Source organism: uncultured Actinomyces sp. (genome assembly GCA_900541895.1).
Taxonomy (GTDB): domain Bacteria; phylum Actinomycetota; class Actinomycetes; order Actinomycetales; family Actinomycetaceae; genus Pauljensenia.
Map to the genome: position 1 here is coordinate 24,749 of UWSI01000002.1, position 24,079 is coordinate 48,827.

Here is a 24,079-nt window from a genome sequence, read left to right on the forward strand (position 1 = left end):
TTGAGGTATAGCTTGCAGTCGTATTGCTAGCTAATTACCAGCCGACAATTCCCGTGGCAGCCATTGAGAATTGGTTCTCAAGCGTTTCGCGGATGAGCTTTGCGCGGTAGGGGCCAATGCCTTCGATTTGCTGCAGATCCTCAACTGATGCCTCACGCAGGTCCGCAAGGTTCTCCCAATGGCTGGTGATGTCTTTGATGACATTCCACGGAAGACGAGGAACCAAGGAGAGAGCTCGCACGCCACGAGGTTGGATGGTGCGATCCAGATCAGTAGGATCATAGACGCCCAAGCCCAGCACGTTAGCGATAGCCGCGAGATCAACCAGACGATCGCTGGCAAGCTCCGAGAGGGCAGCTTCTGCGGTTGAGACCGCGGAAGCATCACGGGTGTAGTCGCGAAGAACCAATGCGCGTTCGGACCCTGAACCGCGAACCAGATCATCGACCTGCAGAGCCAAAAGGCGTCCCTCTGAACCGAGTTCTTCAAGGTATTCGTTGATTTCAGAGGTGATGCGTCGGATCATCTCCATGCGCTGCATGACGGTCGCGACATCACGGACCGTTGCAGAATCGCGCATTTCCAAGATCGTCAGCGTCTGAAGGACCTCATCCAGACGCTGGCTGTAGCGGTCTAGGGTGTCGACGGCCAGATTAGCGCGAGACAGCAGTGCTTCGGGTTCTTCAACGATGTGATGGTACTTGCCGACGTAGATGGAAATAAGGCGCATTGATGCCGAAACTGAGAGCACCGGAAGGTGGGTTTGGTAGGCAGTGCGTTGTGCAGTGCGGTGACGCATACCCGATTCATCGGTAGGGATGCTCTGATCGGGGAAAAGTTGGACGTTTGCCTTGCGGATTCGCCAATCGGTGGGGTCAATGATGACGGCGCCGTCCATCTTGCACAATTCGCGCAGACGTGAGGCCGTGAATTCGATATCGAGATCGAAACCACCTGAGCACATTTCCTCAAGCTGAGGAGAGACACCAAGAACAATCAAACCGCCGGTATGGGAGCGCTGGATGCGTTCCAATCCTTCGCGAAGGGGCGTGCCCGGCGCGATATCTTGAAGTGCGCTGCGCAGAAGAGCGGCATCTGATGTCATGAATCCTGCCTTTCGATGCGTGATTCCTGCTCTAAGTGTATTCGAGTATCCGCACAATGAAGGAAGAGACTCAGTGAATAGCGGCACGTAGCGCGCCGGCAAGGTCCGAGATTGGCAGAACCGTAATTCCGTCGATCCCCATGGCTTCTTCACTTCCCTGTGCGGGAATGATGGCAACCTTGAATCCAAGGCGTGCAGCCTCTTGAATTCTGCGACGTACGCCAGTACATGCCCGGACTTCCCCTGTGAGCCCCACTTCACCGAAAGCAATCAGAGCGCTGCGTGTTGGAGTTCCCCGAATGGCCGAGACAATTCCGATTGCTGTTGCCAAGTCGGCAGCCGGCTCACTGATGCGGGCACCTCCGACAGTTGAGGCGTAAACGTCGCAATCCGAGGTATCGATACCCAGGCGTGCCTGAAGGACTGCCAAAATCATCGCTACGCGTGAGTGGTCAACTCCGACGGTGGTTCGACGAGGGGAACCAGCAGAAGTGTGAGCAACAAGAGCTTGGATCTCGGTGGGGAGGGGACGACGCCCCTCAAGAGTGACGGTGACGCACGAGCCTGGAACCGCAGACTGGGACTGGGAAAGGAACAAACCAGAAGGATCTGTCAAACCAACAATTCCAGTGTCACTGAGTTCAAAGCAGCCCACTTCATCGGTGGGTCCATAACGATTTTTAACAGCTCTGAGTAAGCGAAGCCGCGTGTGCCGATCGCCTTCGAATTGGCAGACGACATCCACCAAGTGTTCGAGTAGGCGAGGCCCGGCAATGCCGCCATCTTTAGTCACATGGCCTACAAGGAGAATTGGGATTGACCGTTCCTTTGCAACGCGGATCAGCGCTGTTGCAACGGCGCGAACCTGTGCAACGCTACCAGCACTGCCGTCGAGCTGGTCGGATTGAAGAGTTTGAACCGAGTCGATGATGACCAAAGAAGGGCTGGTCGCATCAATTTGGCCAAGAGCCGTGGAAAGTGATGTTTCATCTGCGAGGAAAAGCTGTGGGTGCAGGGCGCCAATACGTTCTGCGCGCCCCCGGACCTGTGAGGCAGACTCTTCGCCGGTGATGTACAAGACTGGCGCATCCGCGGCGCAGGTCGAAGCAACATCCAGAAGAAGAGTGGACTTTCCGACCCCGGGTTCACCGGCAAGAAGGATGACAGCTCCGGGAACAATACCCCCACCAAGAACACGGTCAAACTCGCTGATTCCCGTCGGCTTGGACCGCGCGCGCTCCGCACTGATGTCGTTGATGGGCTGAGCAGGCTGACGAGGCGTGAGCGCGACAGCGGCACCCGGAACGGAAGCAGAGGGGCCGGACTCTTCCATGGAGTTCCATTGGTGGCATTCTCTGCACTGGCCAACCCATTTGGGTGAGGTCCAACCACATTCACTGCAGCGGTACACACTTTTTTCTTTCGCCATATCCCTACGCTAAACCACACCACCGGCATCTGCGTCCAGTTTGGCCTCGTGCGCACATAAAATTCCTATCCGTGCACGCTAACAACACGGCGCATCCACAGAACAGGAAAAGTGAAGCTGCCACTTAGGGCCGGTTTGCGAAATACTCCAAAAGTCGCGTATCGCCTGAAACCACAATGGTGTCTTCGCGGTTAATTCGAGTCGTCGCGTCGGCGTACTCAAAGGGCGCCCCCGGACGAAGAATCCCCAACACATTGACGCCGTAACGGCCTCGAAGATCGAGCTCGCTGAGGGTAAAACCGCACACTTCTTTCGGCGGACGGAGCTTCATGATGGCAAAGCCGTCCTTGTCCATTTCGATGTAGTCGATCATGCGTCCACCAACGAGGTGGGCCGTACGCTGACCGGCATCGAATTCGGGAGCAACAACGTGCTGGGCGCCGATGCGTCGAAGAATGCGACTGTGTTCGCGCGAGATCGCCTTCGCCCAAATATTTGTCATTCCAATATCGACAAGGTTTGCAGTAATGAGCACCGAGGCCTCCAAGGAGGATCCAATTCCCACGACCGCAGAGTAGAAATCCCTGGCTCCCAACTGGTTCAGTGCTTCGATCGAGGAGGCGTCGGCCTCGACTACGGGAATACGACCCGAGAACTGCTGGACGCGGCGGCTATCTTTTTCAACTGCCAACACTTCGTAGCCAAGCTTGTCCAGAGTGAGGGCAACGGCGGAACCGAAACGTCCCAATCCGATGACCAGGGTTCCCGATGCAAGGGTCTTTTCTTCTGCCATAGTTGTATTCTCCCACGAGTGAGGGCTTTTGCTCGTGGGGCGACGCGGCTCTTAGCCGATCAATGGAGACTCGGCTGGTTGGCGAATTGCCCGAGGCCGATCGCGCAGAGCGAGCGCAGCCGCGAGGGTCATGGTTCCAGTACGTCCGGCAAACATCAGGGCTGCAAGAACGTATTTTGCAATTGCTGGGAGATCGGGAGTAATACCTGTTGAGAGCCCAACGGTCGCAAATGCAGAAATCGATTCAAAGAGAACGACATCAAGACTGTAGCCGGTCAACGTCAGCAAAACGACGGTCGAGAGAGCAACCAAAAGTGATCCCAAGAGGGTCACTGCAACGGCCAGGCGAAGCACCGAGTGGGGGATGCGACGGCTGAAGATTTCGATGTCGCGGTCGCCTCGGGCTTCGGCAGCAGCAGCCAACAAAAGAACGGAGAAGGTCGTGACCTTGATACCACCTGCGGTTGATACGGAACCGCCACCGATCATCATCATGATGTCTTGAATGAAGTGGGTCTGCGGGCGCATATTTGCGACGTCCAAAGAGGATAAACCTGAGGAGCGGGTGTTGACCCCTGCCAAGAGGGAGTTCAACAATCGTGAGGAAATATCAAGATCGCCAAGGGTTGCCGAATTCGTCCATTCGGTGATGGCGAAAGTGATGGTGCCGAAGAAAACCAGAAGAATGTATGTCGAAAGTGTGAGTTTCGTATGCAGGGCCCATCTGGAGGGAGTGCGCCAGTGTTGTGAGAGATCGGAGATGACAGGAAAGCCGATAGCCCCGACAAAGGTTCCCAGAATAATGGGGCTGAGCATCCACCAGTCCGTGTGGTAGGGGACCAAACCACCGCTCAAGATGACAAAGCCGGCATTATTGAACACCGAGATTGCCATAAAAGCCGCATGGAAGAGCGATTCCCATACTGTCTCATGGCCCAGGGTAAGGAAGCGGGGAACGAAAGTAATCGTGAGCAAAATCTGAGCGATAAATGAGGTGCCGATGACCGCTTTCAGCAGAGCGGTCAGCCGCCCCATACCGCTGGTTTTTGTCTCCACAGTTGCCAACATTCGCTGCGTGAGCCCGAGCTGCCGCGAAACGGCGTAGCTCAAAATAGTTGCCAGGGTAACGACACCTAGGCCACCGATAAAGATGCCCATCGCAATGACGGTTTGGCCAAAAACTGACCAATATGTCGCGGTATCAACAACGGTCAGGCCGGTCACGCAGACCGCGGAAATTGCAGTGAAGAGGATATCTACGAAAGGTGCGCGTTCATCAGATGTCGTTGAGATGGGGAGGGCAAGAAGACAGGTGATGAATGCGATGAGCATGACGAAGACGATGAGCACCAGTCGTGCGGGTGAAAAGCGTGCTTCATGTGCAAACCAGACGCGGAAGCGAGTGAGAATTCCGGAATCTTCAAGGATGTAGGGCTTGACTCCGGCGGGATAGACAACGGTAGGTGACGGCCGATCTTCCGGGATGCCTGTTGGTCCGTAGCCTCGGCTTGAGTGAGCAAGCGCACGACGATGTGACGCAGAGGAATGCTGATCGGATGCCCGATCAGGCGTGCTAGGACGCCGATTTCTACGAGCCATGTCACCTCCAAAATCACTCGTAAGCTTCATCCTAATGCCCTAAAAGTCTATTGGCTGAAACGTATGTGAATAACGTGACACAGGGGACAACAGTGATTGAAGAAAATTGAAGTGGAGAAAGTTGCCAAATGGGGGGATCTTTCCAGTATCATGAGACCGAATTAATCTTTGCACGTCTGGGAGTCATCAATGGATCAGCACTCTGCCCCGCGTTTTATGACGGTATCTGAGGTGGCGGATATTATGCGCGTCTCGAAGATGACTGTTTATCGTTTGATTCACAGCGGAGAAATGCCGGCGATTCGTGTCGGTAAGAGCTTCCGAGTTCCCGAGTCTGCGGTTGGCCAGCTGATCCGCGCCGGTCTGACTGATCACATCGATGAACGCGTTGCGGGGATTAACGGGTAATATAAACCTGCTGTGCCTTTTGGCACCTGACGTCAGGCGGTAGTCACCTCTGCCGCACCTACACACTCGAGGGAGGAACCCCATGGGCTCCGTCATTAAGAAGCGCCGCAAGCGCATGGCGAAGAAGAAGCACCGCAAGCTGCTGCGCAAGACGCGTCACCAGCGTCGCAACAAGAAGTGATCTTCTTGAAGGGTCCCTCCACTGGTGGGGCCCTTCGGCATATCTCCCGCAACGCATGCGCTGAATACATCGCAGTATTGCCTCAGCGCAGTGGTACCTCCAGAAAGGCACTGTCATGAAGACTGTTATTCACGTGATGCGCCACGGTGAAGTTGATAATCCCGATGGTATTTTGTACGGCCGCCTTCCCGGTTATGGCTTAACTGACCTTGGAATTGAGATGGCCGAGGCCGTCGCTGAGTATTTTGTCGACAGCGGTGCTGATATTACCCACGTCATCGCCTCGCCCCTGTTGCGTGCCCAGATGACCGCAGCGCCAACCGCGCTTGCCTACGAGCTTGAGATTGAACATGATCACAACCTCATTGAGGCTGAATCGGTTTTTGAAGGTGTAGCGGTCAATGCGAATCCGTGGGTTCTTGCACGCCCTGAATACTGGCGCTACTACGTGAACCCTTTGCGCCCCTCTTGGGGAGAGTCCTATGCGCATGCTGCTCAGCGCATGACCCGTGCGGTTGCTCGCGCATTGCGTGAGGCGCGCGGCCATGAAGCGCTGCTGGTTTCGCACCAAATGCCGATCGTTTCGCTTCAGCGTTTGATCCGTCACCAGCCCCTGGGGCACTCACCGCTGTCAAGGCAATGCTCCCTTGCTTCGCTGACCTCGCTCATTTTTGACGATGATGTGCTGGTTGGAATGGCCTATCACGAGCCGGCTGCGCACCTGCTGTCCAAGGCATCGGATATGGTCCCCGGGGTGTCCGAGGCCCAGCTCAAGCGCTAGTTCGTCGTTTGCCCTTCTTCGGGCCCATCCCCTTCATCCTCAGTGGTGGAGGGGTTTTCTTTATTCTTCCGTTCTTCTTCGCGTTTACGCTTCATCTGAAGATCGCGCTCTATGCGGAAGAGGAATTCAGGATCATCGTCTGGGGCGATTGGGGCTTTGGGAGCGGATTGTGCCTGACGATCCTCGGCATTTGCGACCATCTTGAGGACAATCCACGCAATCGCTCCAAGAGAAACGAATGGAACTGTCACGACCAAGATGACCAGCCAGGTCATCCGAGAAAGCTTCATGGGCATTCTATCGGCAGGCGTTGTTGCCCAATCTGAAATTGCATAAATCGATGCGGCGAACCACGCGACGATGAACAGAATGCGTACCATGTTTTGAGTTTAGAGCAGTTGTTCAGGCAAATGTACTTGAGATCAAGAGCGCACTCACGAAAAGTGCCCACCCCAAGGTTAAAAAGCCGGTGTGCTTGAGGACGATGATGAGGTCCCTTCCCTTCACGCCACTCAACACCAAATAGACCGGCTGGAAGATCGCCAGAATCCACGCGAGCGACGCCAAAATGCAGATGATGACATGGGTGCCGATCGCTGCGGGAAGCGCAAAGAAGACGGAGATTGGTGCCAGTAGGCACAGGGAAAAGAGGATTCGAGAAGCTCGCTGTCCCAAGCGAACAGCCACGGTTTTCTTCCCGGTGACGCTATCGGTAGGAATGTCGCGGATGTTGTTGACCATGAGCATTGCCACCGACATCAGACCCAAGCACGAGGCCATAAGCCACAGCCACCAAGGTGCTGAAGGGATATGCGTCCATGTCGTTCCAACGGTCGCCATCAGTCCGAAGAAAACGAAGACAAAGAGTTCCGATAGGCCGATTCCCATATAGCCGTAGGGGTGTTTCCCACCCGTGTAGAACCAGGCTGCTGCAACCGCAGCAATACCTGCGGCGATCAGAGGCCAAGTTCCACTGATTGCAACAAGGATCAAGCCAAGGACACCGGCTGTGGCAAAGCACCCCAGTGCTGCCTTCAAAACAGTACGAGGCCGTGCAAGCCCAGAACCCGTCAAACGCTGGGGACCGCTTCGCTGGTCATCCGTTCCGCGGATGCCGTCGGAGTAGTCGTTGGAGTAGTTCACGCCAACTTGAAGCAATAGAGCGACAAGAAGCGCCAAGACTGAGCGTTCTGGATGAACAGCGCCCAAGGTGAAAGCAGCGGCAATGCCGACGAGGACTGGGGCTGCAGCAGCAGGAAGGGTGCGTAGCCTGGCACCTTCAATCCAATCGCCCAGGCTTGCTTGTCGCCTATTTTCAGTGCTCATCGGCGCCACTCAGACTCTGTCCCGGTGAGCGATTCAGCGAGCTGGCGTGCGGCAATGCGATCGACCTTGCCGGAAGAAAGCTGTGGAATCGAAGAAACGAAGATCACGCGACGCGGTGCCTGCGGGCGACCGATCTGGGAAGAAACGGCCTCGCGAATGCGATGCCCCTGTTCCTCAACAAATTCAGGTGGGGGAGGGAAGGAAGGAGCGTCCTCGGGGACAACAAGACAGGACAAGGCCTGTCCCCATTTGTCATCGTCTAAGCCCAGCGCCCAGGCGTCCTTGATGCCGGCCACGTTCTTCAGGGCATCCTCGACTCGGATTGGCGGAATGTTGAGTCCTCCGGAGATGATCATGTCGTCGGCGCGCCCCAGAACTTTCAAACGCCCGCCGGCGTCGATCATGCCGGTATCTCCGCTGATAAACCAGTGGGTACCGGCCTCGTCGTGGAATGGGGTGTCGCCGACAAGGTAGCGCGTCAGTAAGACGGGGCCGGCGATAGCAATACGGGTGGCACCGTCCCAATCGAGGGTGCGGACCATAACTCCGGGGAGCGGAACTCCGTCGTATACGCAGCCGCCGCAGGTTTCGGTCATTCCAAAGGATTCGACGATGGTGAGTCCTGCATCCTCGGCGCGTTGGCGCAGCGCAGGATCAAGACGAGTCCCGCCGATCAAGATGGTGTGGAGGCGCGCCAAGGCGCTCACGACTTCATCGCCAGCGTTCAGACAATTAACCAATTGGGTGGGGACTAGTGACAGATAGCCCGGCAGAGAGGGATCGGAGGTTGCCCCCGCAATCGCGGGAAGCAGATCCTTTGGATTGAAACCATGGGAACAATCGACGATCTGAGGTGAAATTTCGGTTGCGGCGGCGCGCATGAGTACCTGAGCGCCCGCGATGTGGTGGGAACTCAGCGCCAAGATCCAACGCCCCGGTCCCCCTAGAACGGAGTGCGTCGCCTTGACCGAGGCCATCAATGCGTCGATGGAGAGGCCAACTAGCCGCGGTTCGCCAGATGAACCAGAGGAGGCTAAGACCAGATCGATGTTGTCAAAAAGAGCGGGGTCGTCGATGCGGTCGGCAAGCTCTGGGTAGAGCTCGGGTGGGAAGGCCTCACGGGGTGTGGTCGCCGCTGTGCGCAAACTCGATGGGGGGACAAGCTCTGGGTCTCGAATAACAACAACGGTGTGCGGCGCAGGATGATCGGGGTCTGCCTGACGCTCTTCATACAACTCTGCGAGCTTGTGTAGCGAGGCATGAGCCATCGCTACAGATGCCGGGGAAGTGCCCCCCGGAACGACAAGAAGACGAAGCTCACTCACGTTTATCCCTCCTGGGGTCCGCCTGCTTTAACAGTACCCCTGACCAGTTGGAATAGGGTAACAGGAAACGATCTGGCCTGTCTGAAGATATATGGGTTACATAGGTGCGTACAATCTGAGAATTTCAAGCAAAAATGATGTGAAATCAGTAGGATGGAAGGGATGTCTGAACATAAATCTTTACGGTCTCGTAAGCCGCTTGTGATCGGTGGGATGCTTGGATGCGTCCTGATTGCTCTGTGTGCGGCTGGGGTTGCTTATGCCCTGCACTATTCGACGCGTGCACTGCCCAACGTCAGCGTGGCAGGTCAGTCGGTATCGGGAATGACCCGGGATGAAATCGCACAGATGGTTGATCAACGTGCGAAGGCGGTGCAGGTCAATGTTGTAGTTGAGGGACATTCGACACCCCTGACGCTTTCCGATATGGGAATAACCGTTGACCCGCAGGGGAGTGCGGACCAAGCGCTTGCCGCGAATTCGAACCTGTTTAATCGGTTCAAGGCGATTTTCGTTCACAATGACGTACCGGCTGCAATCAGCGTCGACGACCTGAAGATGAAAGATCTGTCGAACTCGATCGCCTCCTCACTGGGAACTCCGGTGGTTGACGCTACTGTTCGTCCAGCCGAGGATCAAGAGTCCTTTGTTTCAACCAAATCCCAGGCTGGGCGTGGTGTTCCCTATGACGCCCTGCGCAATTCCTTGGACGAGGCCGCGCGGATGCTCCGTGGGGGAGAAGTGCAGTTGAGTGCAACTAACCTTCTTCCCGTGGTTGATGATGCGAGTGCGAAGACCATCGCCGAGGCCGCAAATAAGCTTGCGCAGATTCCCGTTGAGATCTCCGATGGTGAAGAAACGGTCGAGGCCAGCTCGAAGGATCGGGTTGGGTGGGTGAAGATTGCTCTGGCCGATGATGGTTCCTTGAAACAGCCCGCGGTTGATGAAGAGCGCGTCCGCGAGTGGGTACGTTCTCGGGGTGAAGAAACAAACCGAGATCCTGTGAATGGCCGCCAGAATGTCAACTCTGCTGGCGATATCGTTCAGACTCCGAAGAAGGCTGTTGATGGGCGCAAGGCCAAGGATCTTGATGCACTCGCTACCTCGGTGATTACTTCGCTCAAGGACAACAAGAAGTTCGAAGGAAACTTCAGCTACGACGTCACTCCGGCTACCTATGAACGCAAGCTCATTGCTGACGGAGCTGAAAACCTGGTTTATCAGGCGGCCCCGGGTGAGAAGTGGCTTGAGATCAATCTTGGAAATAACTCCGTTACCGCTTATGAAGGTGCCACCGTTGTCCACGGTCCGGTCGCAATTGTTCCCGGTTCGCCTGGTCATGAGACTGTCACGGGACTCTACAACGTATACCTCAAGTATCAGGCGCAGGATATGGGGTGTACTCCAGATTGGCCCTACTGTGCGAAGGGAGTGCCGTGGGTGACTTACTGGACTGGCTCCTACGCATTCCATGGTGCCCCTTGGCAGCATTCATTCGGCTGGAGTGGACCCGGCGGTTCACACGGCTGCATCAATATGCCAGTTGAAGAGGCGCATTGGGTGTATCAGTGGTCGGAGATTGGCACTCCGGTCATGTCGCACTACTAAATCGCTAGAGTTTTTAGTTTAGAGTCCAGCCTCGGCAAGGAGTGCGGAGACGCTCATACCGAGCGCCTGTGCAATCCCGCTGAGTGTTGTCATGCGTGGATTGGAGGCGCGGGCTTCGCCTTTGCGTCCCGAAGCGCGTCCTGATTCCAGTAGTTGAATTTGGTTTTTCGTCACGCCAGAACGGTAGGCCAAGGTTTCTTGTGAGAGTTCGTGTTCCTCACGAAGTCTGCGGAGAGTAAAGCCAAATTCGCGCGCGTTTGAATCGTTCCAAAAAAGCACCCACCTATATTGAGAAAAGGGACAAGAAGAGTACACCCTATATAGAAGGCGTATTTTAGTAGGTCTAATCCTGGGCCCTGATCAGTGTTGAGCAGGGGGGATGATACCTTGCTCAAACTACTTCGATCTGAGGGCCAATAGTCCAGTGTTGTTCTTCTGCAAATGTGGGACAATATGAAGCGACAGATGTTGTCATCAATTAGGAGGCTCCTGTGCCCATCGCAACCCCTGAGGTTTACAACGAAATGCTCAACCGTGCGCGTGACGGAAAGTTCGCGTACCCGGCAATTAACGTGACCTCTTCTCAGACTCTGAGCGCTGCACTTCGCGGTTTCGCCGATGCCGAATCCGATGGCATCATCCAGGTTTCCGTGGGTGGCGCTGAATACTGGTCAGGTTCCACCGTCAAGGACCGTATCGCCGGCTCGTTGGCAATGGCTGCCTACGCGCGTGAGGTCGCAAAGAACTACGACGTCACCATCGCTCTGCACACCGACCACTGCGCAAAGCAGAACCTGGATTCCTGGACCGAGCAGCTCATGCATATGGAGGCCGAGGAAGTTAAGGCAGGTCGTCTGCCCTGGTTCCAGTCCCACATGTGGGACGGTTCCGCCATCGCTCTCGACGAGAACCTGGAAATCGCCAAGCGCCTGCTCCAGCTCGCAGTTGACTCTCACACCGTCCTTGAGATCGAGGTCGGCGCTGTGGGTGGCGAAGAAGACGGTGTTGTTGGTGAAATCAACGAAAAGCTCTACACCTCGACCGCAGATGCCATCAAGACCGTTGAGGCCTTGGGCCTTGGCGAAAAGGGCCGCTACATCACCGCTCTGACCTTTGGTAACGTGCACGGTGCGTACAAGCCCGGTCACGTCAAGCTGCGTCCTGAGCTCCTGGGCACCATCCAGGAAGAGGTCGCTGCTCACTACGGTCTGGATCACCGCCCCTTCGATCTGGTTATGCACGGCGGCTCCGGCTCGACCGACGAAGAGATCGCACTGGCAGTTGCCAACGGCGTCATCAAGATGAACGTTGACACCGACACCCAGTACGCCTTCACTCGCCCCGTGGTCAACTGGATGATGACCAACTACGAGGGTGTCCTCAAGATTGACGGTGAGGTCGGCAACAAGAAGAAGTACGATCCTCGCGCTTGGGGCAAGGAAGCTGAAGCTGGTATGGCTGCACGCGTTGTTGAGGCTGCTGAGCGTCTGGGCTCGGTCGGCACCAAGATGCGCTGATCGCTTCTGAAACTGCTTCATTAGCACTGTAAGGTGAGGGCACCCGAATGGGTGCCCTCACCTTTTCTGTTGTGATGTGCCTATCAATCGAAAGGACAGGCTAAACTTGTAGCTAGTCGAAGGGTGATTCTCAGGGTCTTCGGAAGGATGACAATGATGACTGATGCGACATGGACTCGCGTTGAGGGAATGATGATTGCCTCCCAGCTTGATCCCGATCAAGTTGCGCACGTGCTTCGTGAACGTTCCGTTTTGGCCCAATTAGAGTGGTTTGAGGCAACTCCTCAGCTTCTGGGTCTCAATATTGCGGTTGGAAACGGGCGAGTCGCGACACTTGCTGAAGGTGCTCAGGATGTGCAAGCAGGAATTACGGTCAGCGAGCTTGCTTCTCAGTTAGCTTCGCACTTCAAAGCAGAAGTGCGTTTGGGCGGAGAACATATCGATGCTCTTCCTCAGGGTGATAGCCCTCTGGCTGATTTCCTTCCTGAACAGGTTGAAGAGTCAGAGTCGGGTGTTCGTGTCGTTGAGATCGGTCGTACCCCCGCCTCCTCGGTCCCGCTGTTGGCCGCACTTGAGGGTGTTGATGTCGCAGATGTCGAGCTGGACAATGGGTATCGCGCACTGTTGGCAGAAATTCCCGAAGATAAGTCAGGGTGGAACTTCGGTGATCTTCCGTTGGTTTCCTTGGCGATGACCGATGGTGATTTGCATCTGTATTTGGTGACCGATGATCATCTCGAGCATGTGCTGACCCATAACTGGGGAATGACGACGCGTATCGTGACCGGTTCCGCTTCTGCCGAGTCCGTGGACCCTTCCGTGGTTGACTTAGTGGGGGATCGCCCCGCCCTGCGCGAAATCGCAGCACATGTCCCGGGCGCTGATGTCGAGGCATTGCTGGCCGCTCAGGACCTTAATGGAGTTCACGCAATTACTGCCGTTGTGAAGGCGCTTGCGCTGCCTCACGGCGTTTCAGAGTTCCTACAGGGCACAATTGAAGCCGGGGATGTTGAAGGTGCGGTTCTCCACAACGCGCGCGGTATCTCGAATGCTATCGGTCGTAGTGTTGACATCATGATGACCGGGAACAGGGAAGAAGATCCCAGCGCTATTCAGAAGGCCTATATGGCGGTCGTTTCTGACCGTCCGTGGATTCTTTCGGCTCTCGCTTCTATCGAAGCAGCGGCCGGTGCGGCGCTACTGGTATCTGCGGTGAAGGCAGCGAAGCCGCGTTCGGGATGGAAGATCTTCTCGGGTGTTTTCGGTGGTGCTCTTCTGGTGGATGCCTTCGCTGAACTTGCCTTGGCGCGCGTGATGCGTGCGAAGTTTGGACGCCGCTAAGGTCATTTGAAACGACATAAGCGCTGGGCTGTACGTGTCAGCCCAGCGCTTCTTTATCTTCTCCGAGAGCAGCATTTGCTTGTGCACCCCAAAAGAGAGAGCGTAAGGAGCTCTTTCGAATCTAAAAGGAAAACTGGTACCTATCGAGTGATAGGTACCAGCGAAAATCAAAGAAAGTGTTTCACTTGCCCTTGTGGAAGGTCGCCAGTGCGCCGGCGCCAGCAGTGACGAGCAGTGCAGCAAGCGCAACCGCGCTATTGGCTTCGACGTCACTCATCAAGCTGCCGCGGCGACCGTTCGCGTTGAAACCATAGCTGGAATCGGCCAGCTGCGAGTTGTCTTGGTTCTCCACAGGAGCTTGGGAAGCAGATGGGGTGGCATCGCTGCTCGATCGCGTGGGAGCGGCGGGTGCAGCATTATTGCGTTGGGCCGCAGCGTTTGTGTTTTGCTGCGGGCGTGCAGCTGCCTGAGCCTGTCGAGCAGCAGCACTGCGACGCGCTGCTTCCTGTGCGGTCGGACGGTTCGGTGAACCGGGAGCGAAGACTTGTACTCGACGAGCCGGGGCAGGCGCAGGGCGAGTCTCGTTCTGTCTGGGCCTGGGCTGGACGCTCGACTGGCTCTCGTGGATGTGTCGGGTCGGTGTTGCCGTCGGTAGGGGCTTCGCAGTTGTAGAACGTGTCTGATCATCACTCGAGGACGCGGTAGGCGTCGGAGTGGGGGAGGAAGTCGCTGAAGGCGTTGCCGTCGCTGTGGGAGTTGCACTTGCGCAGGCAATCCTCGTAGTTAGCTCAAGATCGGTCTGCTTTGATTTGTCAGCACCCAAGCGTTTCCAGGTGAAATGAGTAGTTGTATCGCTGACGACATCGGGGGTGCACTGACTGATTGTTTGGCGTATCTGAGCAGTGATCGTGATGGTGGAGCTCTTTGGCATGTTGACCACGGAATGGAAGGGAGAGAACTCAGGCTTGTCCTGAGTGAGGGTAACTGATTCTGCATACCCATCGGCGCGCTCGGGGCAGGTTGCTCCGCCTTTAACTGAGCACTGGAGGCTCCAAATGACCTCACTGCTGCCGGCGACCTTACTGGAGAAAACGCCTTCAATCTCGATATCCTTCGCATCCTTGCCGACATTGGTCAGCTCGAATGTCAGGGTACGAATATGTCCGTTTTCGACGAGGATCTCAGGGGTTGCAAGCGAAGAATCGATGGCGGGAATACCCTTTTCCTGCAACTCATCGAGAGTCTTAGCATCCTGCTCATCACCTTGCAATTGAGCAATTGAGGTGGCGTTGGCGGAAGGTGTTGCGTTGCTCCCGGCCCAAACCGCACCTTCGTGACCCTTCAGGTCATTCAGAACCGGCGTACCGTCACTGGATGTCGGCTTGGGTTCAAGTTGATCGAAGGAAGCCACCGGAGTCTGATTGGGCAGTGTCGTTTCGGGCGCAAACTCCGCACCTTCAACAATCACCTCTGCTTTTTCATAAGGCGTATGGACAAATTTCTTTGCCAGTGGGGAATCGCTGTCAAGAACAAGGCGATCGGGAGTTGAATGAAGATCCTTGACGCTGAGGGTTGGATCTGCGCTGGGGGCTTCAGCCGTAGCATGTACATCTAGGCTGTCGCCGGCATCATCTAGATGATCAAGAGGACCAGTGGAAACAGTCGTAACGGGCACTGTGTCCGGATGCGCAGATGCGGAAGACCAAGGCAGAGCTAAAAGCGTAAAGGACCCGCCAATCGCGGCAGCTGTGAGAAGAATTAGGGTGCGCGAGAACTTGGAGCCCTGTCGATGCGACAGCGCCCTTTGGGAGTTTCGCGATCCTAAGCGAATTCTCACATAGGCCCCTTCTTTGAACTTAACTTGTGTGATGGGAACAGATACTGCTGGAAAGTTCCTGCAGTCTGTACTGCTAACAGTTTATAGGTTTTATCAAGCTAATGGGATACAGAAGTGTATCTTATGACTACTTTCCCTGATATTTCCGCAGAAATGTCATGCAAAGTAACCATGACTTGAGCTGTGACAAAGCTGCTCGGTTCCTGAAAGCCAAATTACTATTAGAAATAATAAGGGAAGGAAGACCAGTCTGGCGAACGGTGTTCGATGAAGGCATCACGACCTTCCTGAGCCTCGTCCGTCATGTACGCCATGCGCGTCGCTTCGCCGGCAAAAACCTGCTGGCCGGCCAAGCCGTCATCGGTCAAGTTGAAAGCAAATTTAAGCATGCGGATAGCCTGTGGCGACTTCGTCGCGATGATCCGAGCCCACTCCAGCGCGGTTTCCTCCAGCTGAGCATGGGGAACGGCCTCGTTAATGACGCCCCAGCGCTCCGCAGTATCGGCGTCATAGCGCCTGGCAAGGAAGAAAATCTCACGTGCACGCTTATCACCTGCTTGGCGCGCGAGCAGTGCAGAGCCGTAACCGGCATCAAAAGAACCAACATTCGCATCGGTCTGCATGAATGCGGCATGCTCACGAGAAGCAATCGAGAGATCGCACACGACATTCAAGCTGTGGCCGCCACCAGCCGCCCAACCGGGAACCGCCGCAATTACGACCTTCGGCATGGTGCGGATTAGGCGCTGAACCTCCAAAATATGAAGGCGTCCCGCACGGGCGGGGTCAATTTGCTCGCGTCGCTGTTCTACTCCCGCCGAGGCCTCGCTGCCCTCAAGTTCGTAGTGGTAGCCATCTTTTCCTCGGATCCTCTGGTCGCCACCCGAACAGAAGGAATAGCCACCATCGCGAGGGGATGGCCCGTTTCCTGTCAAAATAACCGCAGCGACATCGCTGGTCATTCGCGCGTGGTCCAGGCAACGATAGAGCTCATCGACGGTATGCGGGCGGAACGCATTGCGAATTTCTGGACGATCGAAAGCAATACGGACCACGGGTAAGTCGGCCCCCTTTTCAGTTCCGTCGACGGGGCCTCGGGAAATCCCGCGGTGGTAGGTCATATCGGTCAGCTCAAAACCCTCAACCTCACGCCAGCGCGAAGGATCAAAGGTATCCGAAACGAAATTCAGTGCGCTCATAGCCACAACAATAGCGGCCGATGACCACTTGATGCCTAGAGGGCTAGGATAGGGATGTTCATACAGTTGATGACTAAGCAAAGGAGCTTGTCGATGTCCTCCTCTCTGTCCGCTATTCCCGGACTTCTTCCACTACCAGTCTTCATTGAAGAGGCCGATGCGCATCCGGAAGAAGCCACTTGGGCAGAAATTAGCCCCTCTGTTGTGCTGAAGACTCCTGAGGAGTTTTCGGCGGCAATTGAACCCCTGACGATCCCCGAGGAATGGCAGTTCGCAGAGGCCTACATTTTGATGATTTCCGCTGGAAGCGCGCAGGTGAGCGCTGCTACCGAATTGGGGCTGTCTCGAGGCCTGCGTCGCCTCAATACATTGGCCGTTGCGAATCACAGCCGGGCCCCCATTGCAGTGAAGATCATTGACTATCCCGCTTATAGGCACCGCGGCTTGCACATCGATGTTGCCCGCCATTTCTTTGGCGTTCCCACGATCCTTCGTGTCATGGATGCGATGAGCGAAGTGGGTTTGAACATCTTGCATCTGCACCTGAGTGATGATCAGGGATGGCGCATTGAAATCCCGCAATTCCCCGAACTCATTGAACGCTCATCCGATTGCGCAGTCGGCGGGGAAGAAGGCGGATACTACAGTCTTGAGGACTACCAAACGCTGGTTGAAGAAGCGCGCTCGCGGATGATTGTGATCATCCCCGAAATTGATATCCCCGGACACGTCAATGCTGCTCTCCACGCGATTGAAGGGCTCAACCCCGACGGTGTCTGTCCGCCCCTTTACGAAGGAACGGAAGTCGGCTTCTCGACTCTCTCAACCAAGGCGCCCGCGACCCAAGCCTTCCTCGAGGCCGTTGTCGAGACCCTTGCTCCCTTCTCTCCTGCTGGTATCCACATCGGTGGTGATGAGTCCTTCTCGACCGCAGAAGGTGACTACCCGATCATCGTTGGCAGCCAGATCGAACGCATCCATGCACTGGGCAAGCGTGCTGTGGCGTGGGAAGAAGCCGCGGATCTGCTGGGCGAAGGAGACCTCGTTCAAGTCTGGCATGATGACCTCGAGGGTGACTCTATCGCTCGTGCAGTTGCGCGCGGCGTGCGCGCAGTCATGTCTCCCGGTCCGAAAGCCTACTTCGATATGAAGGAATACCCAGAACAGAAGCTTGGGATTACGTGGGCCGGAATCCTTCCTTTGAAGAAAGCCTGGGATTGGGATCCCGAGAGCATCTGTGAGGGCGTGGACCGCAAGGGAATTGAAGGCGTCGAGGCCTGCCTGTGGAGTGAAACCTTGTGTCGAGAGAAGGATGTCTGGGAGATGCTGCTTCCGCGCCTAGCGGGTCTTGCTGAGGTTGCCTGGGCGGGAGGCCCACGTGGGAGCTGGGAAGACTTCCAAGAACGTTTAGCGGGCCTCGAAGGCCTGTGGCGAGGCCGTGGCTGGTACGTCAAATAAATAGAGCGCAGATGAAAAGCCCTCCCACGCGGAAGCGGGGGAGGGCTGCGTGCTACCGCATCGCATGAAACAAGGTGGGTAGCGAATTGCGTTCGTTGAGTTTTAAGCCTGTGCGTAGAGGCGCATCAGACGTTCAACTTCTTCTTGAACCACATGAGTTGCAGGGCCGACATACTTTCGTGGATCGACAATCTTCGGGTTTTCATCAAGAATCTGACGAACGCCCTGGGTGAAGACGACATTCAGGTGTGTCGATACGTTGATCTTGGTCATTCCGGCTTGAATTGCCGCGACCATGCCCTCGTCGGGAACGCCGGAAGAGCCGTGCAAAACCAGTGGGGCAGGCACGAGTTCGTGGATTGCAGCAATCAGCTGATTGTCCAAAACCGCCTCGCGAGTTGCCATCGCGTGAGAAGAACCGACAGCAACAGCAAGCAGATCAACGCCGGTATCTGCAACAAACTGGGCCGCATCTTCAGGATTGGTACGTGCCGAAGGGTCGTGTACACCGTTCTTTCCGCCAACTTCACCCAGTTCGGCCTCGACGCTGACACCGTGCTCATGAGCGAAAGTGGTGATCTCAGCGGTAGTCTCACGGTTCTGCGCATCTGGAAGCTTTGAACCGTCGTACATGATTGAGGTAAAACCGAGCTCGACAGCCTCACGGCACAAATCGGTGGATTCAGCGTGATCAAGGTGAACGGAAACGGGAACGGTGGAGGCCTCGGCAAGCTCAATAAGCGCGCGCCCCAGGGGACGCAGACGACCACCGTGATACTTCACGGCATTTTGGGACAGCTGAAGAACCAAAGGCAAACCGGTGTTTTCGGCGGCATCGACAAATGCTTCAGCGTGATCGAGAAGGACCACGTTAAAAGCTGCAAGGCCAACCTTGTGGGCGGCGCAATCGCGTGCAAGTACAGCGGTATCAGCAAGCATAGCGACCTACTTTCATAACAAATTAGGACAGGCGAACAGGAGAAATGCGGGAAAGGAGCTCCTCGCGAAGGGGAAGATCAATCTCCCCAGCGACGGGCATCGTCACCGCGGCGGCAGAGGTTGCGACGGCCTCGACAATGGCAGTAGGAATCTGCGACTCAAGGTCGTCCCCAGCCTGAGCGAGCGAGCGAGCGAGGGAGGCAACGCAGGCATCGCCAGCACCGGTGGGGTTGCCCTGAAGGACAACCCCGGCCTCGGCGTGCCAATGGCTCTCGCGAGAGAAGAGGTCCATTCCCTCTTCACCTCGCGATACACACACCCAGCTTGGTCCCTGCTCGATAAGGGCACGTGCGCCCTCTTCGATGGAGGACGCGCCCGTAGCCTCGAGGAGCTCCAAGTGATTGGGCTTGAGGACATCGGCCCACGCTGCGCACTCAACCAAGGATGGCCCTGAGGTATCCAGAATGATGCGACAACCGATCTGGCGGACACGGCGCAGCACCGGCTCGAGGACCTCAAAAGTGCTACTTCCGGGAAGAGAACCCGAAACCACCAAGAGGTCATCGCCGCTCAGGCGGCTTCCCAAAAGATCAACCATCTGCTTCCAGGAATCAGGATCTAGAGCATGACCGGACTCGTTGTATACCGTGGCGGTGTGATCAATCATGGCGATTGAGCGTCGCGTTTGGAAGGGAACCTTAACCCACTCCGGTGTGACCAGAGAAGTCATTTCCTCCATGAGCGAGGCGATCACAGTGCCGGTTGCGCCCCCCAAGAAACCTGTTGCGTGGTTGGGGACTCCGAGCTGGTCCAAGACGCGGGAGACATTCAGTCCCTTCCCTCCCGGACGCTGGGAATACTCCGTAATGCGGTGGACCTGACCGCGGGTTTGGTCAGGAGCCTGCCACGTAATATCCAGAGCCGGATTGGGAGTGAAGGTCCAGATCATGATTCAACCTCGATTCCATGGCTCTGGAATGCCAAAGCTGCCGCGCCCAAGGCCTGCGATGAGGAACCTAAAGCAGCGGAGAGCAGTGCCGGTGCGGGCATGACTGTGCACCCCGATTCCAAGCCTTTACGAAGGGGATCGTAAACAAGCGAGCCACCTTTGCACAGGCCACCTCCCAAAACGACGGGAAGTGAACCAACCTGGTGGCTAACCGTTGCAAGAATCCCGCCCAATAGACTCATCGAGGTCTCGAGGATCTCGCGCGCTTTTCGAGCGTTTTCGCTGGATGAAAGGGCAAGTTCCTCAACTTCGCGGGCCCCCGATCCTTTGGGGACGATCCCGGCTTCGATTGCCCGGCGTGCAATACCGCTGGCCGAGGCAACTTGCTCCACCGGAACAACCTCATAGGGGCGATCGGGGTGCGGAACGGGAACCTGTCCAATTTCACCAGCCCACGGCGGTGCCGGTGCGAGGCGCGAATTGATCACAACGCCCGAGGCGATCCCGGTCCCAACTGCCACATACAGGCAGGAGGGACGGCGAACGCCCCACAGGGCCTCGGCAAGAGCTCCCGAGCGCACATCGTGTCCCAGGGGGACGAAAGAACCCAGTGCCTTGGAAAGCTTTTCGCTTAAAGGAGCGTCTTTCCAGCCCAGATTGGCGGAGAAAATACCAATTCCATGTTCTTCGTCAATAATTCCAGGAACGCACACGCCGACCGGCGCATCGACCGAAGCCGCGCGAAGAGTTCGGGCCAGACGCACGACCGCAGAAACGACATCATCAGCGCCGGTCTGGGGGGTGGCGACGGCCTCGGAAGAGGTAATCACAGTGCCGCGGGTGTCAGCGAGCACCCCCTTGATGGTGGTGCCGCCGACATCGATCCCGATGGCGAGCTTCTGGTCCGAATTGCTCACTTGAGGATCACCGAGCGGGTCAGATGGCGTGGGGTATCAGGGTTGAGACCGCGAGCTTCAGCGCGAGCAACAGCCAAACGCTGTGCAACAACGAGGTGAGCCATGGGATCACCGTCGAAAGTCACCAATTCGGCGCCAGTTGCGGCAACCTGATCGGCCATGCCCTCGGGAACCGGGCCAAAAACCCAGGTCAGGCGACCGGGCTGAGCGATAGAGATCGGGCCGTGGCGGTATTCCATTGCCGGGTAGACCTCAGTCCATGACTGAGATGCTTCGCGCAGTTTCAGGCCCGCTTCGTTCGCCAGACCAATGGTCCATGCGGTGCCCAGGAAGGTGATCTGGTCGGCATCAACCCAACGCTGGGGGATTTCGAGCTCGAGGGCGCGCTGTGCGTCATCCGCAGCTGCAGCGATATCGTCACCCAAGCTGTGACGGAAGTATGCAAGAGCAGTGGTTGCAAAACGAGTCTGGACAACGGATTCTTCATCGGCGAAGTCCAGAACAACCTCAACATCTGCGTAGGGGGTTGCGGGGCCATTACCCACAGCGGTGATCAAGACGTTGGGGACGCCGCGGTCCTTCAGACCGTGCAGGATGTCAATAATTTCAGTTGTCGTACCCGAGCGGGACAGGCACACGACACGGTCGTAGTGGCGATCCCAGGGGAATTCGGTGGCGGTGAAGGCATCAGAGAGACCCTTGCCCTGGCGCTCGCGGGCAACGGTGTATGCCTGCGCGATAAACCACGATGTTCCACACCCGATGACGGCAATGGCCTCACCATCTTGGGGAAGTGCATCAGTGGGAACGTCAAGAACTCGACGCCACAGCTCAGGTTGGCTGTTAATTTCTTCAGAAGTAAGGGACATCGGTGTCTCCATTGTTATCGGGAATGCATCACCACCTCGGTGTGCTTGTACTATCGTACCAAGAAGGAAATAACTTAGGACTAGCTGGATAAGTACCCGAAGTTGTCTACCTCTTTGCAATGACGCTGAAATCAACACATCGGAGTGACAATGACTGACAAATCGACCAAGCCAGGTCGTCTTACCCTTCCAATTGAGCGTGGAATCGATGCCGAAGTGCGCGCTCTTGTTGAACGCCTTGGCGCGGACGCAGTGCGAAATTCCGATGGAACAGAACTTCCTGAGTGGGTCGACCGAGCATTTGCCAAGGTGTACTCCACGTATTTCCCTGCGCGTGGTGATGAAGAGTGGGCGGATCAGAGCGAAGGCGAGCGCATTCACCAATACCTTTCGTCAAACCCTCATACGGCGCCAGAAAGCGGGCCTTTGAGTATCAATGTCATGGAGGGATGGTTCCAAGCGCAATTCCGTCCTGATACTCAATGCGACACCTCCCGTTGGTGGCAGGTCATTGATCGGACCAGTGGGCAGGCTTTGGATCCCTCGGAGTGGAGCGTTCAGGAGGTTGAGCCTTCACCCATCGTTGATCCCGTGCCGATCGTTGGAGAGCTACCGCCTACTGCTTCGAGTGCGGTGGTGACGATTCACGAGCCCATTCCCTTCCATGTGTACACCGTGAGCTTCTTTGCCGTACAGATGTGGGATTCCACCCAGATGTACAACTATTTGACGAATGACTGGGCGCTTGAAGAAGGCCGCGTGAAGGAGCGTCCCTTCGATGTGGCATTCCCGCGGACCTGGGAACACGTGAAGGACGCCTTGGCGATCTGGCTTCAGGCCAACCCTCAAGTGGACGTGGTTCGTTTTACGACCTTCTTCTACCACTTCACCTTGGCCTTTGATTCCCGAGGCCGCGAACGCTACGTCGACTGGTTTGGATACTCGGCCTCGGTGTCGATCCCGGCGATGGAAGAGTTTGAAAAGGAATACGGCTACGCGCTCACTCCCGAGGATTTCGTGGATGGTGGCTGGTATAACTGCCCCTTCCGCACGCCAACACGTGTGTTCCGGGATTGGATTGACTTCACTTCCAAGCGAGTGGCCCAAAAGGCGGGAGAACTGGTTCGCAAGGTCCATGATGAAGGCCGCGAAGCCATGATGTTCCTTGGCGACAACTGGATCGGTATGGAACCCTACGGACCCTACTTCCCTTCGATCAAGATGGATGCGGTTGTTGGATCCGTCGGTTCGGCAGCAACCTGCCGCATGATCTCCGATATTCCCGGTGTGCGCTACACCGAGGGGCGCTTCCTTCCCTACTTCTTCCCCGATGTCTTCCGTGAGGGCGGAGATCCCCTGGGAGAAGCGAACGGGTCGTGGCGCACCGCTCGTCGCGCAATCGTTCGTAGTCCCCTGGACCGTATGGGCTATGGCGGCTACCTTTCCCTGGCGCTCAAGTTCCCCGAGTTCATTGACCGCGTGGAGGAGATTCTTGCGGAGTTCCGTTCCCTTCACGAGGCCACGGGCGGGGAAAAGCCAGCGTGTGCACCCGTACGTGTTGCCGTTTTGAATGCGTGGGGAAAGTTGCGCACGTGGCAGACCCATATGGTTGCCCATGCCCTGTGGTACAAGCAGATCCATACCTACTTGGGGGTTATTGAAGCCCTTGCAGGACTTCCTTTTGACGTGCGTTTCGTATCTTTCGATGAGGTCATCGATGGGGGAGATTCCTCTTTGAAGGATGTCGACGTGGTTATCAACGCAGGCGCTGCGAATACGGCCTTCTCCGGAGGGGAAGTCTGGGAGGACTTGCGACTGCAAGATACCCTGCGTCGCTTTGTCGCCCGCGGCGGCGGTTTTATTGGGGTCGGCCAGCCCACGGCCTCGTTGGGAACTCAAGGGCAAGCGGACAGAGGAGGCATCTGCCGCGGAAGCATCTTTGCGCTCGCGGACGTCTTGGGTGTGGATCAAGAAATCTCATGGTCTCTGTCTAAGGATCGCTATGACGAGATTGTGCCAGAACATTTCATTACTGCTGACCTGGATGGAGACTTTGTTTTCGGTGAAGACCCCGGAGATGTCGTAGTGACAGATCCTGACACTTCTGTGCTTGTGATGGAGCGGGGGAGCGTGCGTGCCTCTGCACATGATTTCTGCTCAGGTAGGGGTGTTTACCTTGCTGGACTGACCTGGTCGACTGTCAATAGCCGGCTTCTGCACCGCGCGATTATGTGGGCAGCGCACCGAGAAGATCAGTGGGATTGTGTCCTTGCGTCATCCAATCCTGATGTTGAGGTTGCTTGGTATCCAAAATCGCAACTTGCTTTTATTTACAATGATTCTGATGCTCCGTCTTCGAGCGTCATTACTGGCTTTAGTCTGGAACGCACCGTGGATCTGGCTCCCGGCGAAGGACGTTGGACTCAGTGGAAGAAAGAAGATTAAGGCTAGTTATTAAATCGTGACCATATAATTGCATTCTCACATGTCAATCTGTG

General features: G+C 56.2%; 22 protein-coding genes. 8 read left to right on the top strand and 14 right to left on the bottom strand.

All coding sequences use genetic code 11. The features are described 5' to 3' along the window. Positions 1 to 34: 34 nt before the first annotated feature. The 4 genes from disA to QZR18_RS01010 all read right to left on the bottom strand — a co-directional run bounded on the left by disA (position 35) and on the right by QZR18_RS01010 (position 4,926). Positions 35 to 1,105, bottom strand: a complete 1,071-nt coding sequence (disA, locus tag QZR18_RS00995) for a DNA integrity scanning diadenylate cyclase DisA (RefSeq protein WP_178706150.1) — start codon at positions 1,103 to 1,105, stop codon at positions 35 to 37. 70 nt (positions 1,106 to 1,175) lie between these two features. Then, on the bottom strand, positions 1,176 to 2,534 hold the full coding sequence (radA, locus tag QZR18_RS01000) for a DNA repair protein RadA (protein WP_178706147.1): 1,359 nt from the start codon (positions 2,532 to 2,534) through the stop codon (positions 1,176 to 1,178). Between the two features lie 124 nt (positions 2,535 to 2,658). Then, positions 2,659 to 3,327 (bottom strand): TrkA family potassium uptake protein, encoded by a 669-nt coding sequence (locus QZR18_RS01005; RefSeq protein ID WP_178706144.1) that lies wholly within the window; start codon positions 3,325 to 3,327, stop codon positions 2,659 to 2,661. Positions 3,328 to 3,378: 51 nt separating this feature from the next. Continuing rightward, positions 3,379 to 4,926 carry a TrkH family potassium uptake protein gene (locus QZR18_RS01010; protein ID WP_178706141.1) on the bottom strand — a complete coding sequence of 516 codons (1,548 nt, stop codon included), beginning with the start codon at positions 4,924 to 4,926 and terminating at the stop codon, positions 3,379 to 3,381. A 189-nt stretch (positions 4,927 to 5,115) separates the two neighbouring features. Here QZR18_RS01010 and QZR18_RS01015 point away from each other — a divergent pair, with 189 nt between their 5' ends. The 3 genes from QZR18_RS01015 to QZR18_RS01025 all read left to right on the top strand — a co-directional run bounded on the left by QZR18_RS01015 (position 5,116) and on the right by QZR18_RS01025 (position 6,296). Then, positions 5,116 to 5,334 (top strand): helix-turn-helix domain-containing protein, encoded by a 219-nt coding sequence (locus QZR18_RS01015; protein WP_009408561.1) that lies wholly within the window; start codon positions 5,116 to 5,118, stop codon positions 5,332 to 5,334. An 82-nt stretch (positions 5,335 to 5,416) separates the two neighbouring features. Beyond that, complete coding sequence (locus QZR18_RS01020; protein ID WP_003792170.1) at positions 5,417 to 5,515, top strand: 30S ribosomal protein bS22; 99 nt, start codon at positions 5,417 to 5,419, stop codon at positions 5,513 to 5,515. 115 nt (positions 5,516 to 5,630) lie between these two features. After that, on the top strand, positions 5,631 to 6,296 hold the full coding sequence (locus tag QZR18_RS01025) for a histidine phosphatase family protein (RefSeq protein WP_178706138.1): 666 nt from the start codon (positions 5,631 to 5,633) through the stop codon (positions 6,294 to 6,296). On the opposite strand, the gene QZR18_RS01030 is transcribed toward QZR18_RS01025, so the two are convergent. The 3 genes from QZR18_RS01030 to QZR18_RS01040 are packed head-to-tail and all read right to left on the bottom strand — an operon-like array spanning position 6,293 to position 8,947. Further along, entirely contained in the window at positions 6,293 to 6,676 is a 384-nt protein-coding gene (locus QZR18_RS01030; protein ID WP_178706135.1) for a phospholipase, read from the bottom strand. The two genes, QZR18_RS01025 and QZR18_RS01030, sit on opposite strands and share 4 nt — an antisense overlap. Positions 6,677 to 6,698: 22 nt before the next feature. Beyond that, on the bottom strand, positions 6,699 to 7,622 hold the full coding sequence (locus QZR18_RS01035) for a 1,4-dihydroxy-2-naphthoate polyprenyltransferase (RefSeq protein ID WP_178706132.1): 924 nt from the start codon (positions 7,620 to 7,622) through the stop codon (positions 6,699 to 6,701). Beyond that, a complete protein-coding gene (locus tag QZR18_RS01040; protein WP_178706129.1) occupies positions 7,619 to 8,947 on the bottom strand; it encodes an AMP-binding protein in 1,329 nt (442 codons plus the stop codon). The genes QZR18_RS01035 and QZR18_RS01040 overlap by 4 nt, the downstream gene beginning before the upstream one ends. A 162-nt stretch (positions 8,948 to 9,109) precedes the next feature. Here QZR18_RS01040 and QZR18_RS01045 point away from each other — a divergent pair, with 162 nt between their 5' ends. After that, positions 9,110 to 10,555 carry a L,D-transpeptidase family protein gene (locus QZR18_RS01045; RefSeq protein WP_295910051.1) on the top strand — a complete coding sequence of 482 codons (1,446 nt, stop codon included), beginning with the start codon at positions 9,110 to 9,112 and terminating at the stop codon, positions 10,553 to 10,555. An 18-nt stretch (positions 10,556 to 10,573) separates the two neighbouring features. Here the strand turns inward: QZR18_RS01045 and QZR18_RS01050 are convergent, their stop codons facing one another. Beyond that, complete coding sequence (locus tag QZR18_RS01050; RefSeq protein WP_366921404.1) at positions 10,574 to 10,870, bottom strand: helix-turn-helix transcriptional regulator; 297 nt, start codon at positions 10,868 to 10,870, stop codon at positions 10,574 to 10,576. 176 nt (positions 10,871 to 11,046) lie between these two features. Between QZR18_RS01050 and fbaA the strand changes: the two genes are divergently transcribed. Next, positions 11,047 to 12,072 carry a class II fructose-bisphosphate aldolase gene (gene fbaA, locus QZR18_RS01055; protein WP_178706124.1) on the top strand — a complete coding sequence of 342 codons (1,026 nt, stop codon included), beginning with the start codon at positions 11,047 to 11,049 and terminating at the stop codon, positions 12,070 to 12,072. Positions 12,073 to 12,225: 153 nt separating this feature from the next. Then, positions 12,226 to 13,413 (top strand): hypothetical protein, encoded by a 1,188-nt coding sequence (locus QZR18_RS01060; protein WP_178706121.1) that lies wholly within the window; start codon positions 12,226 to 12,228, stop codon positions 13,411 to 13,413. Positions 13,414 to 13,594: 181 nt separating this feature from the next. Here the strand turns inward: QZR18_RS01060 and QZR18_RS01065 are convergent, their stop codons facing one another. Both QZR18_RS01065 and QZR18_RS01070 read right to left on the bottom strand, forming a co-directional pair. Further along, positions 13,595 to 15,250 (bottom strand): hypothetical protein, encoded by a 1,656-nt coding sequence (locus QZR18_RS01065; RefSeq protein WP_178706118.1) that lies wholly within the window; start codon positions 15,248 to 15,250, stop codon positions 13,595 to 13,597. Between the two features lie 221 nt (positions 15,251 to 15,471). Further along, a complete protein-coding gene (locus tag QZR18_RS01070; protein WP_178706115.1) occupies positions 15,472 to 16,449 on the bottom strand; it encodes a 1,4-dihydroxy-2-naphthoyl-CoA synthase in 978 nt (325 codons plus the stop codon). A gap of 93 nt (positions 16,450 to 16,542) precedes the next feature. Here QZR18_RS01070 and QZR18_RS01075 point away from each other — a divergent pair, with 93 nt between their 5' ends. After that, complete coding sequence (locus QZR18_RS01075) at positions 16,543 to 17,907, top strand: family 20 glycosylhydrolase (RefSeq protein ID WP_295910054.1); 1,365 nt, start codon at positions 16,543 to 16,545, stop codon at positions 17,905 to 17,907. Positions 17,908 to 18,009: 102 nt separating this feature from the next. Here QZR18_RS01075 and QZR18_RS01080 read toward each other — a convergent pair whose 3' ends face one another. Genes QZR18_RS01080 through QZR18_RS01095 form a run of 4 tightly spaced genes read right to left on the bottom strand, consistent with a single transcriptional unit; the run spans position 18,010 to position 21,581 of the window. After that, entirely contained in the window at positions 18,010 to 18,846 is an 837-nt protein-coding gene (locus tag QZR18_RS01080) for a class II fructose-bisphosphate aldolase (RefSeq protein ID WP_178706108.1), read from the bottom strand. Positions 18,847 to 18,868: 22 nt separating this feature from the next. Continuing rightward, the gene (locus QZR18_RS01085; RefSeq protein ID WP_178706105.1) at positions 18,869 to 19,795 is read right to left on the bottom strand and encodes a 1-phosphofructokinase family hexose kinase; all 927 of its coding nucleotides are present in this window, start codon (positions 19,793 to 19,795) and stop codon (positions 18,869 to 18,871) included. After that, positions 19,792 to 20,712, bottom strand: a complete 921-nt coding sequence (locus QZR18_RS01090; protein WP_178706102.1) for an ROK family protein — start codon at positions 20,710 to 20,712, stop codon at positions 19,792 to 19,794. Before QZR18_RS01090 ends, QZR18_RS01085 begins: the two co-directional genes overlap by 4 nt. Continuing rightward, positions 20,709 to 21,581, bottom strand: coding sequence for an SIS domain-containing protein (locus QZR18_RS01095; protein ID WP_178706099.1), 873 nt, complete (start codon positions 21,579 to 21,581; stop codon positions 20,709 to 20,711). The genes QZR18_RS01090 and QZR18_RS01095 overlap by 4 nt, the downstream gene beginning before the upstream one ends. 150 nt (positions 21,582 to 21,731) lie before the next feature. Between QZR18_RS01095 and gnpA the strand changes: the two genes are divergently transcribed. Beyond that, positions 21,732 to 24,026 (top strand): 1,3-beta-galactosyl-N-acetylhexosamine phosphorylase, encoded by a 2,295-nt coding sequence (gene gnpA / locus QZR18_RS01100; RefSeq protein ID WP_178706096.1) that lies wholly within the window; start codon positions 21,732 to 21,734, stop codon positions 24,024 to 24,026. Positions 24,027 to 24,079 lie beyond the last annotated feature (53 nt).

Excerpts from the sequence above, each read along its gene's own strand:
- QZR18_RS01025 (WP_178706138.1), top strand. The coding sequence starts at position 5,631 with ATGAAGACTGTTATTCACGTGATGCGCCACGGTGAAGTTGATAATCCC.
- QZR18_RS01070 (WP_178706115.1), bottom strand. The coding sequence starts at position 16,449 with ATGAGCGCACTGAATTTCGTTTCGGATACCTTTGATCCTTCGCGCTGG.
- QZR18_RS01030 (WP_178706135.1), bottom strand. The coding sequence starts at position 6,676 with ATGGTACGCATTCTGTTCATCGTCGCGTGGTTCGCCGCATCGATTTAT.
- QZR18_RS01035 (WP_178706132.1), bottom strand. The coding sequence starts at position 7,622 with ATGAGCACTGAAAATAGGCGACAAGCAAGCCTGGGCGATTGGATTGAA.
- QZR18_RS01010 (WP_178706141.1), bottom strand. The coding sequence starts at position 4,926 with ATGGCTCGTAGAAATCGGCGTCCTAGCACGCCTGATCGGGCATCCGAT.
- QZR18_RS01060 (WP_178706121.1), top strand. The coding sequence starts at position 12,226 with ATGATGACTGATGCGACATGGACTCGCGTTGAGGGAATGATGATTGCC.
- QZR18_RS01085 (WP_178706105.1), bottom strand. The coding sequence starts at position 19,795 with ATGATCTGGACCTTCACTCCCAATCCGGCTCTGGATATTACGTGGCAG.
- disA (WP_178706150.1), bottom strand. The coding sequence starts at position 1,105 with ATGACATCAGATGCCGCTCTTCTGCGCAGCGCACTTCAAGATATCGCG.
- QZR18_RS01095 (WP_178706099.1), bottom strand. The coding sequence starts at position 21,581 with ATGTCCCTTACTTCTGAAGAAATTAACAGCCAACCTGAGCTGTGGCGT.
- QZR18_RS01080 (WP_178706108.1), bottom strand. The coding sequence starts at position 18,846 with ATGCTTGCTGATACCGCTGTACTTGCACGCGATTGCGCCGCCCACAAG.
- QZR18_RS01005 (WP_178706144.1), bottom strand. The coding sequence starts at position 3,327 with ATGGCAGAAGAAAAGACCCTTGCATCGGGAACCCTGGTCATCGGATTG.
- QZR18_RS01075 (WP_295910054.1), top strand. The coding sequence starts at position 16,543 with ATGTCCTCCTCTCTGTCCGCTATTCCCGGACTTCTTCCACTACCAGTC.
- QZR18_RS01045 (WP_295910051.1), top strand. The coding sequence starts at position 9,110 with ATGTCTGAACATAAATCTTTACGGTCTCGTAAGCCGCTTGTGATCGGT.
- QZR18_RS01015 (WP_009408561.1), top strand. The coding sequence starts at position 5,116 with ATGGATCAGCACTCTGCCCCGCGTTTTATGACGGTATCTGAGGTGGCG.
- gnpA (WP_178706096.1), top strand. The coding sequence starts at position 21,732 with ATGACTGACAAATCGACCAAGCCAGGTCGTCTTACCCTTCCAATTGAG.
- radA (WP_178706147.1), bottom strand. The coding sequence starts at position 2,534 with ATGGCGAAAGAAAAAAGTGTGTACCGCTGCAGTGAATGTGGTTGGACC.
- QZR18_RS01020 (WP_003792170.1), top strand. The coding sequence starts at position 5,417 with ATGGGCTCCGTCATTAAGAAGCGCCGCAAGCGCATGGCGAAGAAGAAG.